Origin of the sequence: Streptococcus infantis, assembly GCF_047460825.1 — a bacterium.
Lineage (GTDB): Bacteria > Bacillota > Bacilli > Lactobacillales > Streptococcaceae > Streptococcus > Streptococcus infantis_V.
In genome coordinates, this window is the sequence record NZ_JASHFO010000036.1 from 1 (window position 1) to 16,659 (window position 16,659).

The window sequence follows — 16,659 nt, forward strand, 5'->3', positions numbered from 1 at the left end:
TTCCAAACATTGGAAGCTGTCATTGATAAGCTTCAAGAAGTTATTCTAGGACTGGAAAAAAATGTTTTAAAGTCAACTGTCAGCAGACAATGGACGAGGTTGCTTTTTGAAAATAATTGAGTATAAGCACTCTTTTTAAACATCAGTAAAATTAAGCCCCTTTTTCCCTAAATCTTCTATCCATTCTTCTTTCATATTTCTCATCACCAGATCCTCAGATAATAAATCTGCCATCAAGCATACTTTTTGATAATCATCTTTTGCTTTTTCTAGATCATCTTTTATAAATAAAGCAACTTTCCAATTTAAAGCATAAACAAAAATATTATCCTGAAAATCATGTCTCTTTGTCATAATATCATTTAAGACTTTAACAATATCTGGCAACATCTCGTATATCCCATAATGAGCTAACACGCCTGCAGCGGAAATAATAGTATTTTGTACTTTTTCAAGCTCTGATAAAGGAAAATAAGCCACAGCTAACATTACTTTACTCAGTAAATCAATAAATTCTTCCTGATTAAATTCCCCTAGCGCTAAGGAAAGTAAGCGCAATTGAATAATCTCCACATCATTGAGACTTAATTTTTTTTTCTTCATTACCTGCTCTAAGTACTCATCTAACAAACCTTGGTCAAACGAAGGATCTTTAGCCCCGATCATGTCAACAGTTGCCTGAGCAACCTGAACAGATAACTGCTCCTCTTCTGGCAAACTTTCAAAATAATTTTCATAAATGTTCTCAATAATTTCTTCATGCTGATGAAGACGATCTTGATCTCCATAATGGTATAAAGTCCGCAATTGATACTTAAGGTTCAGATATTCTGCTGGCAATTCTAAACTAGTTTGATTCGTTAGCTTGTCTAGAGAAACACCTAGTTGCTCAGCAATATACTTTGCCGTTGCAATCGTTGGTAAAGACTGACCCTTTTCAATTCTCTGGAGTTGACGCGTCGTTAATAGATCTTCAATACCACAGATTGCTTGTCTACTTAAGCCCTTGCTTTCACGAAGAGTTTGAATTCTTTGGCCCAATTCTGTCTTGAAATCCACTTTATCAGTTCCCATCTTTCATATACATATATTGGTGCTATTATAACATATTTTGAACTTCAAAGTTAAATACTTAACAAATGTAACTAAAATGTAATTAAACACCCATATTCAAGAGATGATAACTATCATCTCTGCTCATACCAACAGATTTAAATTGTCTATCACTTACTCCTCAAATCCATTCTGCTGGCTCAATTCACGGAACCAATGGCCTGATTTTTTCAAGCGACGTTCTTGTGTTTCTAAGTCAAGTTCGACTAAACCATAGCGGTTTTTATAGCTGTTGAGCCATGACCAGCAGTCGATAAAGGTCCAGATCAAGTAGCCTTTACAGTTAGCACCGTCTTCGATGGCACGATGAAGCTCAGCCAGATGCCCTTTAACAAAGTCGATTCGGTAATCATCCTGAATCATGCCATTTTCACGGAATTTATCTTCACCTTCAACGCCCATCCCATTCTCTGTCAACATCCACTCGATATTGCCATAGTTTTCCTTGATATTTTGAGCAATATGATAGATTCCTTGTTCATAGATTTCCCAGCCACGGTGCGGATTGATCTTACGACCAGGCATGACATAAGGTTCATAGAAATGCTCTGGCAAGAGCGGACTGTCAGGATGCTTAGCAAAACGTGGCGCCATGACACGCAAGGGTTGGTAGTAGTTGACTCCAAGGAAATCTACTGTGTGCTCACGAATAAGTTCCAACTCCTCAGCTGTAGAATCTGGCAGCAAATCATGCTCAGCTAAAATTTCCACCAATTCTTCTGGATAAGTTCCCAAGACAGATGGATCTAGGAAAGATTGAGCTTGAAATAGATCAGCAATGCGTGCAGCTTTGACATCCGCAGGATGCTGACTACGTGGATAGGCTGGTGTCAAGTTTAGGACAATTCCAATCTTAGAACCAGGTAAGACCTCATGGCAGGCCTTCACCGCAAGAGTGCTGGCCAGTTGAGTGTTATAGGCTACCTGAACCGCTGCTTTGGCATCTACCTTATGAGGATAATGGGCATCATAGAAATAGCCAAACTCTACAGGAACGATAGGCTCATTGAAGGTAATCCATTGATCTACCAAGTCTCCATAAGTTTCAAAACAGAAACGCGCATAGTCTTCATAAGCCTTGATGGTCGCCTTATTTTCCCAACCATCGCCATCTTCTTGAAGGGTAAAAGGCAGATCAAAGTGATAAAGATTGACTAAGAGACGGATTCCCTTGGCCTTAATAGCTTCAAAGACCTGACGGTAGAACGCCACACCTTGAGGGTTGACTTCTCCACGACCCTGTGGGAAAATACGAGACCACTGGATAGAAGTCCGGAAGGCTGTATGCCCAGTTTCTAACAAGAGTTCGATATCCTTTTCCCAGTTTTCATAGAAGGTCGACGTTTTGTCTGGTCCAATACCATTGTAGTAACGATTTGGCTCTACTTGAAACCAATAATCCCAGAGATTATCTCCCTTGCCGTCACCAGACACTCGTCCTTCTGTCTGTGGTCCAGAAGTTGAGGAACCCCAGACAAAATCCTTTGGAAATTTTAGCATAGTACTACCTCTTTATTTATACTCATCGAAATTCTCTTCAAACCACGTCAGCTTCCATCTGCAACCTCAAAACGGTGTTTTGAGCAACCTGCGGCTAGTTTCCTAGTTTGCTCTTTGATTTTCATTGAGTCTTACTTTCTCTCATTATACAGAAAAAACAAGGCAAAAACTAGTTACATTTTTGTCTTGTTTTTCTTCTGATTATAGATTTTATTTATTTGTTAGGATTTCAAGAGTTTCAAGCAAGTTATCTGCGTGAACTTCGATTGTATCTCCTGTCGCCTTGATCTTCACTTCTACGATACCGTCAGCTGCTTTTTTACCAACAGTGATACGGATTGGAAGACCAATCAAGTCGCTATCACTGAATTTAACACCGACACGTTCGTTACGGTCATCTGTCAAGACTTCGTATCCTTTGTTGACTAAGGCTTCTTCGATACGATTAGTCAAATCAAGACTTGCTTCATCCTTGATATTAACTGGAATCAAGTGTACATCAAACGGTGCCAATTCTTTAGGGAAGTTGATTCCCCAAGCGTAACGGTATTCACCTTTTGGAGTTTTGTTAACAAAGAGGCGAGCGTGTTGCTCCATAACTGCTGAAAGGAGACGGCTGACACCGATACCGTAGCAACCCATGATGATTGGCACAGCACGACCATTTTCATCCAAGACATCTGCTCCCATGCTTGCTGAGTAACGAGTTCCGAGTTTGAAGATGTGACCAATCTCGATACCACGCGCAAAGTTGAGAACGCCTTGTCCATCAGGAGAAATTTCACCCTCACGGACTTCACGGATATCCACATACTCAGCAGTGAAATCACGACCTGGGTTTACACCAGTCAAGTGGTAGCCATCTTCGTTAGCCCCCACTACAGCATTGCGGCTATCTTGTACCTTGCGGTCTGCGATAATCTTGACATTTTCTGGAAGATTTACTGGGCCAAGTGAACCAAAGTCCGCTCCCAACAATTCTTTCACTTCTGCCTCAGTTGCAGGTTCTAAGAAATCTGCTCCAAGGTAGTTTTTAAACTTAACTTCATTGAGTTGGTCATTGCCGACAAGTAGAGCCACAACTGGCTCTTCATCTGCGATATAAACCAAGGTCTTGATTGTCTGCTCTTCAGAGATATTCAAGAAGGCTGCGACTTCATCAATTGATTTGACACCTGGTGTTTCCACGCGAGCCACTTGATCTTCAGTCACAACACGGTTGCTCGGTTTGTACTCGTTGGTTGCCATTTCCAAGTTGGCTGCATAGCTTGATTCACTTGAGTAGGCAATGGTATCTTCACCAGAAACCATCCATTTGAGCAATTCTGCCTTGATTTCTTCTTGCACTTGATCAGGAATTTCGTCAAATGATGCAACAGACTTATCTAATACCACCCAACGGTCAAGGTCTGTACGAGCAGGTGTGATGGCCATAAATTCTTGACTATCCTTACCACCCATGGCTCCACCGTCACCGATGATAGCTTTAAAGTCCAAACCACTACGAGTGAAGATACGCTCATAGGCTGCCTTGTACTCATCATAAGTAACATCCAAACTATCGTAGTTAGCATGGAAGCTATAACCGTCTTTCATGATGAACTCACGGGTCCGAAGAAGTCCATTACGTGGACGTTTTTCATCACGATACTTAGGCTGGATTTGATACAAATTCAGTGGCAATTGCTTGTAAGACTTGACAGAATCACGGACAATAGCTGTAAAAGTTTCTTCGTGAGTTGGCCCCAAGATGAAGTCTGACTTCTCACGGTTTTTCAATTTGTACAAGTCTTCTCCGTAGGTTTCATAACGGCCAGATTCACGCCAAAGATCTGCACTAAGAAGGGCTGGAGCCAACATCTCAACAGCACCCATCTTGTCAAACTCTTGACGCATAATCTTCTTGGCTTTTTCGATAACACGGTTAGCAAGCGGTAGGTAAGAGTAAACTCCTGCTGATACTTGGCGAACATAACCAGCACGCAACATAAGGGCGTGGCTGATAACTTGAGCATCGCTTGGCATTTCGCGAAGCGTTGGAATAAGCATTTTACTTTGTTTCATAATGACTCCTCTAATTCTTAAAAGAAGGTTCGCATGATGTCATTCCAAGTTACGGCGATCATCAAAACGACCATAATGACAACTCCGACCAGAGTGACATAGGTTTCAATTTCTTGTTTTAGTGGTTTGCGACGGATAGCTTCTAGGATATTGAGCACGATTTTTCCACCGTCGAGCGCAGGGATTGGAATCAGATTGAAAATCCCGATATTGATGGAAATCATAGCCAAGAAGAACAAGACATTCTCAAGACCATTTTTAGCGGCATCACTGCTTGCCTTAAAGATAGCAACGGGGCCACCTAATTTATTCAAATCAGGTTGGAAGATCAAGCTTTTCAAAGCATTCAGGATACGTAAAGCTGAATCTGCCGCAGTTGTAAATCCGCCCATAAACATAGACCAGATATCTGATTTGAGCCTTGGCTGAACACCCAGTATATAACGACCTTGGCTTTCTTCAGGTGTCACACTCACTTGTTTTTCAGTTCCATTTTCAGAAACCGTCACATCCAAAACGGGCGCTGTTTTGTCCTTGGTTTCTGCATCGACCGCCTGAATCAAATCTGACCAGTTTGAAATCTCATAACTGCCGACTTTAGTGATTTGGGCCGTATTTTCAACACCAACCCTAGCCAAAGCGCTATCTGGAATAATACTGAAGTTATTCGTTTGCGTATCACGGACGCCACCTTGCATGAAAATCAAGATCCAGAAAACGACGACTCCTAGAATAAAGTTATTCATAGGACCTGCAAAGTTGGTAATCAATTTGCCCCAGACAGTCGCATTCTGATATTGGACGTCTAAGGGAGCGATACGAACTTCCGTTCCATCAGCTTCCACAATGGTCGCATCATGGTCTACTGAGAAAGTCTTTTCCTCTTCTAAGACCAAGCCTCTAATAAAGAGTTTATCCTCAAAATCAAACTGAGTGACCTGCATAGGCAGAGCTGTCTGGTCAACCTTTTTACCAGAGAGATTGATGCGTTTGACCTTACCATCCGCTGCCAATGTTAGGCTTGCAGGAGTTCCAGTCTTAATTTCTGTCGTATCTTCACCCCAACCTGCCATCCGAACGTAACCACCAAGTGGCAGGAGACGAATAGTATAAGCAGTCCCATCTTTTCCGATATGGGCAAAGATCTTGGGCCCCATACCAATGGCAAATTCACGCACGAGAATGCCAGACTTCTTGGCAAAGTAAAAATGTCCGAACTCGTGAACCACCACGATAATTCCAAAAACAAGGATAAAGGTTAGTAATCCTATCATTTAATTTCTATTTACCCTTCCTTAAAATAAGCCAAAGAGATGCATAATAGGGAAAACGACTAGCATACAGTCAAAACGATCCAGTACCCCACCATGACCAGGGATAAACTTGCCTGAATCTTTGACACCAAAGTGGCGTTTCATGGCACTTTCAATCAAATCCCCCAACTGACCGGCTAGACTAAAGAAAATAGCAAAGACCATCATTTTGTAAATCCCATAAGGTAAAGCGACAGTGCTATCAACTAGCATAAAGATCAAAGTCACTAGCATAGCAGCCAAGATACCTCCTATAGCACCCTCTATGGTCTTGTTAGGGGAAACTCTCGGAGCTAGTTTTCTCTTACCAAACTTCATCCCTACCAGATAAGCACCACTATCAGTTGCCCAGACCATACACAGTCCCAAAAGAGCCTTATCCAAACCTGCAATACGAGCATCAACCAAAGCATTAAAGCCAAAGCCAACATAAAAACTCATGGCAATCGGAAAAACAGCATCCTCAATGGTATAGTTCTTGCTAAAAACCGTTGCTCCTAGCAAAATGAGAATCACGACACTATAAGCAACAACGTTCCCATCTACAGGCAAAAACTTCAAGTAATTTTCCAAGGGAATGGTTAGAAAAAAGGTTGCTAGTAAGGTCAAGAGTCCTTCAGGTGTCATGGTATTTAACCCCTTCATGCGAAGCAACTCATGGACTCCCAACATAGCCACAAGTCCCATGACAATCTGGAGCCATAATCCCCCAATCGCTAAGATTGGTATAAAGATAGCCAAGGCTAAGATAGCAAAGAGAGTTCTCTTTTGTAAATCCTTTATCATAATATCTCCTACACTCCTCCAAAGCGACGGTTGCGACGATTGTACTCGATAATAGCTTCTTTCAAGGCTTCCTCATCAAAGTCAGGCCACAAGACATCCGTGAAATAGAGCTCGCTATAAGCAGCCTGCCAAGGCAAGAAATTACTCAAACGAAGCTCCCCACTAGTTCGGATAATTAAGTCCGGGTCACGCAAAATTTTCGGCAAACGCCCCGTAAAGAGGTATTCTCCAATCAACTCTTCTGTGATACCACCAGGGTTGATTTTAGCATCTAAAACATCCTGCGCAATTAGCTTGACAGCTTGTGTAATCTCAGCTCGTCCGCCATAATTAAGGGCAAAATTGAGAATCAATCCTGTATTTAACTTAGTCAGCTCTTCTGCCTTTTTCAAGGCATCAAAAGTCTGTTTTGGTAAACGATCAGTCTCCCCGATCATTTGAATCTTCATGTTTTTTTGGTGCAATTCGGGGACATACTTATCATAAAATTCAACAGGTAAGTTCATGATAAATTTGACTTCCTGATCTGGACGGGTCCAGTTTTCAGTTGAAAAGGCATAGACTGTCAAGGCTTTGACGCCCATATCACTAGCAGCAATCGCTACCTTTCTTAAAGCATCCATTCCAGCCTTATGGCCAAAAACTCTCGGTTGCATCCGTTTTTTAGCCCAACGGCCATTCCCATCCATGATCACACCGATGTGATCTGGCATCATTGTGGGGGTTTCTATTGCTTTATCTTTTTTTAAAAATCCAAACATGATTGTATTCCTATTCAAAAATCTATCATTTCATTATACCATATTTTTCACTTTTCTTCTATTATCATCCATTATTCTAAGGCGAAATTTTCCATATATATCCTGCACCTCCAGTATATCAAGCCTTGCAATTCCTAAAGAAAGTTGATACAATAAAACCATAGAGATTCAATCCTTGTTCAGCCACAGGGATTTTTTATTGAAAGGATTTTATCATGTCAAAGACACTCCAACGTAAAAAACAATTGAGAAACAGCCTTCGTCGCTCAGGTGCTTTTTCAAATACTGTAAACAAGGTTATCGAAGAAACAAAGAAAGTCGTGAAACATGCTGAAAAAGCGGCAAGTGATGCAGGTAAAACTGTCTCTAAGAAGGTTGAAAAAACTGTAGAAGTAACTAAAGAACAAGCACAAAAAGTTGCTACTTCTGTAGAAGATTTCGCAGCTAACCTAGGGGGACTTTCAGTTGACCGCGCCAAGACTTTCTATGATGAAGGGATCAAGTCTGCTGCTGACTTCAAAAACTGGACAGAAAAAGAACTCCTTGCTTTGAAAGGAATTGGTCCAGCTACTATCAAGAAATTAAAAGAAAACGGCATTAAGTTCAAGTAATCTTTCTTGTTCCTTGCTTTTCCGTCAAAAACTTGTTAAAATAAAGCCATTAGAGGTGTTTTGAGTCCCACATTTTACAGAAAGTGGCGGTGCTGAGAAGTCCACAAATGTGTCAAAACTGGTTGCTAATGGATGAAATAAAAATTGAAATCTAAATCTTTTTGTTTCCTTTTAGGACTAGACAGCGAGTTGCAGGCTGTACTCAAGTACGGCAAGACGAGCTAACGACGTCATAAAAGAGAAACAAGAAGATTAAAGTTGCGGGCATCTGCCCGAAATTGGGTGGTACCGCGGATTAACACATTCGTCCCTGTCAGATTGATGGCAGGGACGATTTTTATTTTAGACCCCTAGTCAAAGGAAGTTGTCATGAAACAATCTTTTAAAACCAGCAAACTCTACTATGGTTTTCCAATCTTCATCTTGGGATATCAGGACCAGAACTTTGGGCACAATATCACGACCTGCAGTTCCTCTTATAGCCTGGGCGATTGGCTGGTCATCGGTGTTGGTGCTGAGGAAAATGCGGCTGACCAGATTAAGCATTACCAGAAGTTCTCTGTGAACATCCCTGACGAAAACCTCATGCTTGAGATGGAGCAGGCTGGCTTTATCAGCCATCGGGAGAAATTAAAACACCTAGGGCTTGACTACGAGATTTCTGAACGAACTCAGGCACCGATTTTGGAGGCTTGTCCAGTCGTATTGGACTGTCAGGTAGATCGGATTATTGAGGAAGATGGCATCTGTCATATCTTTGCTAAGATTATTGAGCGACTGGCTGACCAAGAGCTCTTAGATGACAAGGGCCATTTTAAAAATGACCACTTTGCGCCTACCTACTTTATGGGGGATGGCCATCAGCGCGTTTATCGTTATCTAGATGACCGAGTCGATCCTATGGGGAGCTTCATCAAGAAAGCGAGGAAGAAGAATGACAAGAACTGAACTGCCAGAACAAATCGAAACGGAGCGACTGGTCTTGCGAGTACGTACAGTGGCGGATGCTGAGGATATCTTTGGCTATGCCAGTCGTCCAGAAGTCTCTTACCCAGCAGGGTTTCCACCCGTCAAGACCTTGGAAGATGAGATTTATTACCTAGAACATATCCTTCCCGAGCGTAATCAAAAGGATAATCTCCCAGCAGGCTATGGAATTGTGATTAAAGGGACCGATACAATCATTGGTTCTGTCGATTTTCCCCGTCGCTACGAAGACGATGTGCTGGAAATTGGCTATACCTTGCACCCAGACTATTGGGGCCGAGGCTTTGTGCCCGAAGCAGCACGTACCTTGATTGATTTAGCTTTTAAAGAATTGAACCTACACAAGATTGAACTAACTTGTTTTGGTTACAATGTCCAAAGTCAACGAGTCGCTGAGAAACTTGGTTTCACCCTTGAAGCTCGCATAAGAGACCGGAAAGATGCTCAGGGCAATCGTTGTGATGATTTGAGATACGGATTGCTGAGGAGTGAGTGGGAGGTTAATATATGAACACAAGTGATAATATTGATGAATTCATATTAGCATTAAGAGATTTAAATGAGATTATTGAGAAAAGAGCAAAGCTTAATTTACTTGATAATGCTGTATTAGCTGAATCATTTTATAAAGAAATTTTGAATAAATTGTTTTCTTGGGAATTAAAAAATTTAAACATAGCTCATGCTAACTTTGAAGCAATTGATTTAATTGATAAATCTAATAATATTCTTGTGCAAGTTTCTTGTACATGTGAGAATCAAAAAATACATAGTACAATTTCCAAAAAAGAATTATTGAAAGATGATTATAAAGGATTTGAGCTTTATTTTGTTTTTGTTGGCAAACAAAATAGTAATATAAAAAAAGGCAAATATAACTGTATTCCACAACTAAGTTTTAATCCTAAAACGAATATTCTTCTGACAGATGATTTAATAAAATATTATCAAGATTTGAATCCAAATGATCAGGATGAGATACTTAATATTATTAGAAGTTATCTAACTAAAGAAAATAAAGTAAATAATAGTACTTCAAAAATGGAAATATCAGAAATTATACTTGAAATTTTAGATGAAAATAGTCAAATATTTTACAAGTATGGTCCAAAGTCAGACGTTGCTTTAAATAGTCCAATGAGCGAAGCTTCATTTAAAAAATGGTGTGAATCAAAGATGAAAATTATTGAAAATAATAAGAAAATCTTAAATATATATCAAAAGTATAAGTTGCTTTTTAGTCGAAAAGAAAAGTTATTATTTCATAAGTTTGAATTAAATGTAACATCATTTGAACAAAATAATAAAGAGCGATTAGATTCAAATGTTTACGAACCATTTCCAGAAGAATTTCCTAAGATGTTGGAAAAAATTGTTAGTAATTAAGGAGAAAAATAATATGCTTAATTTTAGAGACGAACCCAACCAAGAATCCGTTCGCTTCTTTGAACAAGGGTTAAAAAGACATTCTAATATTGTTGATTATGAAATAATAGAAGAATTTGTTTATAACCTTGTTCTTCAAAATGGTAGTGAATATCTAGTGTGGCTAACTGATAAATACACTGTATCAATTAATGATGTTGTTGAAAAAATTGATGAAGGTTTTAATGCTTTAGTAACTATTAGCATGTGGAATAGCTATACATCCGAAGCAAAAAGATATGCTTTAGAAAATCAATTTGGGTTATTTACATTTCGTGAATTTATGGGTGCATTAAACTTTCTAGATCCATCTCAATATTATACTGGAATTGATGAAAAAGATGGTAAGAGGCTTTACGGGGAATATGGTTATAAGTTTGATTGATGATATAGAATTAAAAAAAATATTAAACGTGAAGATTCGGTTTGAACTTTATCATTTTGGCTCTTCTTTAGAGAATAAATTTTTCAACGATATTGATTTATTGTTAATCTATAACAATAGTGAAAAAAACAATCAAAGAGAACTCTTAATGTTAAAAAGAAATATTACAGATTATCTGTATAATCAGTATCATAAAAATATTGATATCACTGTTTTGTCAGAAAATGAAGAAAAAGAAAAAAAACTTTTAGAACAAATACATTATTCAAGAATATATTAAGGAGAACACACATATCTAAACAACTTCCACCTAACCCCCCATCCTATGTTTAGGCTGTTCGTTAACAAAAACAACTTCAAGAAGATGTTCTTAAGACTCAAGGAGTTCAAAAGTCTCAATCTTTTTCGTGCGTTATTCCACGACCAAACATTTCTTATAAATTCCACCTTGCTTACGCTTTGGGTACAACCTTCAAAGTCAACAAATCGCTGAGAAAGTGATTTACCCATTAATGCTTATATCTCTAAGGTAGTTGAGATAGGACCTATTGAAGAATGAGTTAGAGGAGAAAATAGATGGCTAAAAAGAAAAATAGAAAAAAAGAATTAAAACGCCAGCAAAAGTTGGATATCAAAGTTATTTCTGAAGAAGAGGCTGCTTGGACAGAAATCATGGCCAAAAATCCAACTTTTGTAGAACGTCGGACCATTCAAAATTTCGATGAACTACATACAGCAGTGATGCAATATGCTGATGAACACGGAGAGTATCCAGATGTTCAGCTAATCAATTACCAACTGACACATGGAATTTTTGACTGGCATGAAGATCATGCTTTATTTAGAGAAGCCATGCATACTCCGAATACACAGAAGCGAAATAAACTGTTAAAGCAAGTTTTAAAAATCAATCCAGATTATTTTGCTGCTGATTTCCACCTATTCTTATCAGAAGTTGAAGATTTTGATTTGCCAAGCTTTAAAAAAGTATTGGATTTTGAAATTCTAGTTTTAGAAAAATGGAAAATGAACGGATACAATAGTTGGAATTATTTTGAAGCACGCCCTATCCTGTCTGCTCTTATGTTTCTGATTGAATATTATATGACGGAGAACTTAAATTATAAGGCTTTAGAATTGATTAATCTATATTTGAGTAAGCGACCAGAACGTTTTCCTCCTAATTTTGTCTTCTGTATGCTTTCCTTGTATCATATTACTGGTCAGGAACTAAAGGTTGAGCGCTTCTACCGCGAAGAATTAAATAACGGGAAACGGGACGATACCATTCTTATTCATGCCATCATCTCTGCTTTTTCTCAAGGAAAAATTGAGGAAGCTAGTCAGCTATTTGCAAAATTAGTGGAAATAAATGATGAAGCTGTTGAATTCTTTATAGAGGAAGATTGGCAATTCAAAGTTATAGATATCGAAGACCAAGAATGTTATTGCCCAAATTCAGTTGAATCGTTACAAGCTAGTTTGTATCCTCTATTTGATTATTTACTAGAAAATATTATTTTAACAAAATTTCTAACAAACGAGGCCAAGAAGTTCCGTCGTAAACCAGTATTTTCGAAGCATTCTAGTATGATAAGAAATTTATCCAAGGTAAACGACTGGTACTCCTTTATGAGCGAGGAAAAAATGAAGGGAATCCGGATGGATCTTGTTCACATCTTTGTTGAAAATGGGATTCGTAGGTCTACAGATTTCAAAAAATGGACCGAAAAAGAAGTTCTCGCTTTGAAGGGAATTGGTCCCGCTACCGTTCAAAAACTGAAAGAAAACGGTATACAGTTTAAGAACGAGAAGTAATTGTTTATTGAAGGGGGGAGGTGGAATTGGCTTGAATGAAATTTCTAATTTCATCCTGTATACTACACCCAATGGCGACGTTCAGCTAGATATTCTTTTACAAGATGAAAATCTTTGGTTGACTCAAAAAGGTCTTGCAGAGCTCTTTGGAGTTGAACGAAGTGTCATTACAAAGCACTTAAAAAACATTTATGATAGTGGTGAGTTGGATAAGGTGTCAACTTGTGCAAAATTTGCACAGGTTCAACAAGAGGGAAATAGAACTGTTCGGCGTGAACTTGAATATTACAATCTGGATGCTATCATTTCAGTTGGCTATCGTGTAAATTCCAGCAAGGCTACTCAATTTAGAATTTGGGCAACTAAGACCTTGAAAGAATTTATCATCAAAGGTTTTGTTTTAGATGATGAACGCTTGAAACAAGGACAGACAGTTTTCGGACAAGATTATTTCCGTGAGCTTTTAGAACGGATTCGTTCTATTCGTTCTAGCGAGCGCCGAATTTATCAACAAATTACGGATATCTTTGCTGAATGTGCCATAGATTATGATAGAAACTCAGATATTACTAAAAACTTCTATGCTATGGTGCAAAATAAATTTCATTATGCAATTACTGGAAGTACGGCTGCAGAAATTATCTATCAGCAAGCCGATGCAAGTAAAGAAAAAATGGGCTTAACGACTTGGAAGAATGCACCTGATGGACGAGTACTCAAATCAGATGTAACAGTAGCCAAAAATTATTTGCAAGAAAAAGAAATTCGACAACTAGAGCGAACTGTTACAGCCTATTTTGATTATATCGAGGGTTTGGTTGAGCGCCGTAATACTTTTACAATGCGAGGATTGGCAGATAGTATTGATCGCTTTCTATCTTTTAATGAGTACGAAATTTTAGAAGGAAAAGGAAGTATTTCCAAGAAACAAGCAGACTCAAAAGCCATCCAGGAGTATGAAAAATTTAACCGAACTCAAAAAATTATATCAGACTTTGATAAACAGATTATGAAGATAATGAGAAAAACAAGATGAGTTGAATCAAAGTTTATCTCCTACATACTAATTTTATTTAAAGATATTAACTAGAAAGGACAAACACATGTCTAAAGAACTTTCACCTAAATACAATCCAGCCGAGGTTGAGGCTGGTCGTTACCAAAAATGGCTTGATGCGGATGTTTTCAAGCCTTCAGGCGATAAAAAGGCTAAGCCTTATTCTATCGTTATTCCACCACCAAACGTGACTGGTAAACTCCACCTCGGTCACGCTTGGGATACAACGTTGCAAGATATCATCATCCGTCAAAAACGCATGCAAGGCTTTGATACGCTTTGGCTTCCAGGGATGGACCACGCTGGGATTGCAACTCAGGCTAAGGTTGAGGAGCGCTTGCGTGGTGAGGGCATTAGTCGTTATGACCTCGGTCGTGAAAAATTCCTTGACAAAGTCTGGGAATGGAAAGACGAATATGCCACTACTATCAAGGAACAATGGGGCAAGATGGGTCTTTCTGTAGACTACTCTCGCGAGCGTTTCACGCTTGACGAAGGTTTGTCAAAAGCTGTTCGTAAGGTCTTTGTGGACCTTTACAAGAAAGGCTGGATCTACCGTGGTGAGTTTATCATCAACTGGGACCCAGCAGCCCGTACAGCCCTTTCTGATATCGAGGTCATTCACAAGGATGTGGAAGGTGCCTTCTACCACATGAACTACATGTTGGAAGATGGCTCACGCGCCCTTGAGGTTGCGACAACTCGTCCTGAGACTATGTTTGGAGACGTTGCCGTTGCGGTCAATCCAGAAGACCCACGCTACAAGGACTTGATCGGTAAAAACGTCATCCTTCCAATCGCTAATAAACTAATCCCAATCGTTGGGGACGAGCACGCTGATCCTGAGTTTGGTACTGGTGTCGTGAAAATCACGCCTGCCCACGATCCAAACGACTTCTTGGTTGGTCAACGTCATAACTTGCCACAAGTCAACGTCATGAACGACGACGGAACCATGAATGACTTGGCCTTCGAATTTGCAGGCATGGACCGTTTTGAAGCTCGTAAGGCAGTCGTTGCTAAGTTGGAAGAAATCGGTGCTCTCGTTAAAATCGAAAAACGTGTCCACAGTGTTGGTCACTCAGAGCGTACAGGTGTTGTGGTTGAGCCACGCTTGTCTACGCAATGGTTCGTTAAGATGGACCAATTGGCTAAGAATGCCATTGCCAACCAAGATACAGAGGACAAGGTTGAATTCTACCCACCTCGTTTCAACGATACCTTCCTTCAATGGATGGAAAATGTCCACGACTGGGTTATCTCTCGTCAGCTCTGGTGGGGTCACCAAATCCCTGCTTGGTACAATGCTGAGGGTAAAATGTATGTCGGCGAAGAAGCTCCAGAAGGTGACGGATGGACTCAAGACGAAGACGTCTTGGATACGTGGTTCAGTTCTGCCCTTTGGCCATTCTCAACCATGGGCTGGCCTGATGTCGACTCAGAAGACTTCAAGCGCTACTTCCCAACCTCAACCTTGGTAACAGGTTACGACATCATCTTCTTCTGGGTGTCTCGTATGATCTTCCAATCCTTGGAATTCACTGGTCGTCAGCCGTTCCAAAACGTTCTGATCCACGGACTCATTCGTGACGAGCAAGGACGTAAGATGTCTAAATCTCTCGGTAACGGGATTGACCCAATGGATGTCATCGAGAAATACGGTGCCGATGCCCTTCGTTGGTTCCTTTCAAACGGTTCTGCACCAGGTCAAGACGTGCGCTTCTCTTACGAGAAAATGGATGCTTCATGGAACTTCATTAACAAGATTTGGAACATCTCTCGCTACATCCTCATGAACAATGAAGGCTTGACCCTTGAGCAAGCAACTGCCAACGTGGAAAAAGTTGTCAACAAGGAAGCTGGAAACGTTACAGACCGTTGGATTCTCCACAACCTCAATGAAACTATCGGCAAAGTTACTGAAAACTTTGACAAGTTTGAATTTGGTGTGGCTGGACACATCCTCTACAACTTCATCTGGGACGAGTTTGCGGACTGGTACGTTGAGTTGACCAAGGAAGTCCTTTATAGCGATAACGAAGAAGAGAAAGTCATCACACGTTCTGTTCTCCTTTATACTTTGGACAAGATCCTTCGTCTCCTCCACCCAATCATGCCATTCGTGACAGAAGAAATCTTTGGACAAATCTCAGAAGGCTCTATCGTTACAGCAGCATACCCAACTGTCAACCCAGCCTTTGAAGACCTTGCTGCTCACACGGGTGTCGAAAGCCTCAAAGACTTGATCCGTGCTGTTCGTAATGCGCGTGCTGAAGTAAATGTTGCACCAAGCAAGCCAATCACCATCCTTGTGAAGACAAGTGATAGCGACTTGGAAGCCTTCTTTAACAGCAATGTCAACTACATCAAACGCTTCACAAATCCAGAACACTTGGAAATCGCATCAAACATCCCTGCACCTGAACTTGCAATGTCAAGCGTCATCACAGGAGCAGAAATCTACTTGCCACTGGCAGACCTCCTCAATGTCGAAGAAGAACTCGCTCGTCTCGACAAGGAACTGGCTAAATGGCAAAAAGAACTGGACATGGTCGGTAAGAAGCTCTCTAACGAACGCTTCGTAGCCAATGCCAAACCAGAAGTCGTCCAAAAAGAACGCGACAAACAAGCCGACTACCAAGCTAAATACGACGCGACCGTAGCACGTATTGATGAGATGAAGAAGTTGGTGAAATAAACATAAAAAAATCTCTTATACTCAATTATTTTCAAAAAGCAACCTCGTCCATTGTCTGCTGACAGTTGACTTTAAAACATTTTTTTCCAGTCCTAGAATAACTTCTTGAAGCTTATCAATGACAGCTTCCAATGTTTGGAA

General features: G+C 40.0%; 15 protein-coding genes. 9 read left to right on the forward strand and 6 right to left on the reverse strand.

Features of this window, described 5'->3' with window-relative positions; genetic code table 11:
* Window positions 1–135 precede the first annotated feature (135 nt).
* The 6 genes from QM911_RS08835 to QM911_RS08860 form a co-directional block, all read right to left on the reverse strand.
* Complete coding sequence (locus QM911_RS08835) at window positions 136–1,074, reverse strand: helix-turn-helix domain-containing protein (protein WP_414313760.1); 939 nt, start codon at window positions 1,072–1,074, stop codon at window positions 136–138.
* Between the two features lie 153 nt (window positions 1,075–1,227).
* A complete protein-coding gene (locus QM911_RS08840) occupies window positions 1,228–2,613 on the reverse strand; it encodes a glycoside hydrolase family 1 protein (RefSeq protein WP_414313761.1) in 1,386 nt (461 codons plus the stop codon).
* A 210-nt stretch (window positions 2,614–2,823) separates the two neighbouring features.
* Complete coding sequence (locus QM911_RS08845) at window positions 2,824–4,677, reverse strand: proline--tRNA ligase (protein WP_414313762.1); 1,854 nt, start codon at window positions 4,675–4,677, stop codon at window positions 2,824–2,826.
* Between the two features lie 17 nt (window positions 4,678–4,694).
* On the reverse strand, window positions 4,695–5,951 hold the full coding sequence (gene rseP / locus QM911_RS08850; RefSeq protein ID WP_414313763.1) for an RIP metalloprotease RseP: 1,257 nt from the start codon (window positions 5,949–5,951) through the stop codon (window positions 4,695–4,697).
* Between the two features lie 21 nt (window positions 5,952–5,972).
* Window positions 5,973–6,776 (reverse strand): phosphatidate cytidylyltransferase, encoded by an 804-nt coding sequence (locus QM911_RS08855; RefSeq protein WP_414313764.1) that lies wholly within the window; start codon window positions 6,774–6,776, stop codon window positions 5,973–5,975.
* Between the two features lie 8 nt (window positions 6,777–6,784).
* Window positions 6,785–7,537 carry an isoprenyl transferase gene (locus QM911_RS08860; protein WP_414313765.1) on the reverse strand — a complete coding sequence of 251 codons (753 nt, stop codon included), beginning with the start codon at window positions 7,535–7,537 and terminating at the stop codon, window positions 6,785–6,787.
* Window positions 7,538–7,752: 215 nt separating this feature from the next.
* On the opposite strand from QM911_RS08860, the gene QM911_RS08865 reads away from it, so the two are divergent.
* The 9 genes from QM911_RS08865 to QM911_RS08905 all read left to right on the forward strand — a co-directional run bounded on the left by QM911_RS08865 (window position 7,753) and on the right by QM911_RS08905 (window position 16,518).
* Entirely contained in the window at window positions 7,753–8,148 is a 396-nt protein-coding gene (locus tag QM911_RS08865) for a helix-hairpin-helix domain-containing protein (RefSeq protein WP_414313766.1), read from the forward strand.
* 369 nt (window positions 8,149–8,517) lie between these two features.
* A complete protein-coding gene (locus tag QM911_RS08870) occupies window positions 8,518–9,096 on the forward strand; it encodes a flavin reductase family protein (RefSeq protein ID WP_414313767.1) in 579 nt (192 codons plus the stop codon).
* Window positions 9,083–9,646 carry a GNAT family N-acetyltransferase gene (locus QM911_RS08875; RefSeq protein WP_414313768.1) on the forward strand — a complete coding sequence of 188 codons (564 nt, stop codon included), beginning with the start codon at window positions 9,083–9,085 and terminating at the stop codon, window positions 9,644–9,646. The genes QM911_RS08870 and QM911_RS08875 overlap by 14 nt, the downstream gene beginning before the upstream one ends.
* A complete protein-coding gene (locus tag QM911_RS08880; protein ID WP_414313769.1) occupies window positions 9,643–10,521 on the forward strand; it encodes an SMEK domain-containing protein in 879 nt (292 codons plus the stop codon). The genes QM911_RS08875 and QM911_RS08880 overlap by 4 nt, the downstream gene beginning before the upstream one ends.
* 13 nt (window positions 10,522–10,534) lie before the next feature.
* On the forward strand, window positions 10,535–10,945 hold the full coding sequence (locus tag QM911_RS08885; RefSeq protein ID WP_414313770.1) for a hypothetical protein: 411 nt from the start codon (window positions 10,535–10,537) through the stop codon (window positions 10,943–10,945).
* Window positions 10,938–11,225 carry a nucleotidyltransferase gene (locus tag QM911_RS08890; protein ID WP_414313771.1) on the forward strand — a complete coding sequence of 96 codons (288 nt, stop codon included), beginning with the start codon at window positions 10,938–10,940 and terminating at the stop codon, window positions 11,223–11,225. Before QM911_RS08885 ends, QM911_RS08890 begins: the two co-directional genes overlap by 8 nt.
* Window positions 11,226–11,521: 296 nt before the next feature.
* Window positions 11,522–12,763 (forward strand): hypothetical protein, encoded by a 1,242-nt coding sequence (locus QM911_RS08895; RefSeq protein WP_414313772.1) that lies wholly within the window; start codon window positions 11,522–11,524, stop codon window positions 12,761–12,763.
* 31 nt (window positions 12,764–12,794) lie between these two features.
* Window positions 12,795–13,799, forward strand: a complete 1,005-nt coding sequence (locus tag QM911_RS08900; RefSeq protein WP_414313773.1) for a virulence RhuM family protein — start codon at window positions 12,795–12,797, stop codon at window positions 13,797–13,799.
* A gap of 67 nt (window positions 13,800–13,866) precedes the next feature.
* Window positions 13,867–16,518, forward strand: coding sequence for a valine--tRNA ligase (locus tag QM911_RS08905; protein ID WP_414313774.1), 2,652 nt, complete (start codon window positions 13,867–13,869; stop codon window positions 16,516–16,518).
* Window positions 16,519–16,659 lie beyond the last annotated feature (141 nt).